At 42.0% G+C, this 1,142-nt stretch carries 1 protein-coding gene; it reads right to left on the bottom strand.

What is annotated here, in order from left to right; genetic code table 11:
• Positions 1-555: 555 nt before the first annotated feature.
• Positions 556-1,142: hypothetical protein (locus tag QUB11_RS31025; RefSeq protein WP_333207531.1), on the bottom strand; the 587-nt coding region annotated here is incomplete at its 5' end.

Here is a 1,142-nt window from a genome sequence, read left to right as displayed (position 1 = left end):
GATTTTAAATCACCCTAACCTTCCTTCAGTCTTGTCTTATGGTACTCTGGCTGCTTAAAAACTGTCCGGAGTATTGTCATTAAAGAAAAGTTTTTTATGTTTGTAAACAGTACAAATTGTCGCTTTTTTTGTAGGTACATATTCTGCTCTCCTTGTTGAAAAAACTAGGGTTTAGGCTAAATAGCCGGCTTGGATAGTTAATTTAAATTTCCAGGCTGTTAGTTCTATAATTAATACGATTTTTGGAAAATTTTGTGATTATTTTGACTTTAAAGCATTTTTTATGATGGGGATCGCTGGGAGCGCACGGGAACATTTTGCAATAATGAGGCTGAAATAAAAAAGCCAGTCAAATTTCTGGTGGGATGAAACAAACGGTTTCGATCATCTTTTGGAAGTATTACGCCAAGTTTTACCCAATTACTGAGATTTGGCTACTCATAGCTGATTGTTCGTTGTTCATTTATGCCATTAGGAATAAACCGTGCGGTAGTCTAAACGGAAGTTAGCCCACCGTGCGGGCTAACTCCCGTTTGATACCGTTATCCAGTGAGACTAATTGATAACGGCTTTTTCATAAGCATCAGCCTGTGGCGCACTACCGTACCAGGGTTGTCCGGAGAAAAACACAGCATCTCCAGGAGAGAAATTTCCTTTTGGCCCAAGATTCATTGGTTGTCGCGTATAGAAGAAGAATGTAATTCTTGCATCTTCAGCCGCAACTTTTTGGGCTTGTTCTAAAGTTAAACCAGACATTCGTTTGACTTCATTTTTCCAATCTGCTTCTCCAAACTGAGCCACATTATCTCTTTTGATCCAATTAATAACGGCTTTAGGCAAGAAAAGACCTGCCAAGGAAACAGCTTTGAAATAACCACGATCTCCTGCGGGCCCTTCAACATCACGGAAAGGCTCCCAAGAACCATCTGTGTGACGAATCGTGTGCCATAGATGACCATCATCAGCGACACCGCAAACGTGCAACTCACCCCCAACTTCTGCACAACTGACATTAATAAATTTGCCTCGGTCTCCTGCGGGTCCTTCAACATCACCGAAAGGAGACCAAGAACCATCTGTGTGACGAATCGTGTGCCATAGATGACCATCATCAGCGACACCGCAAACGTGCAACTCACCCC

Origin of the sequence: Microcoleus sp. B6-A1 (assembly GCF_036705085.1) — a bacterium.
In the GTDB taxonomy this organism is placed as follows: domain Bacteria; phylum Cyanobacteriota; class Cyanobacteriia; order Cyanobacteriales; family Microcoleaceae; genus Microcoleus.
This window is presented reverse-complemented; position numbering and strand designations above follow the sequence as displayed.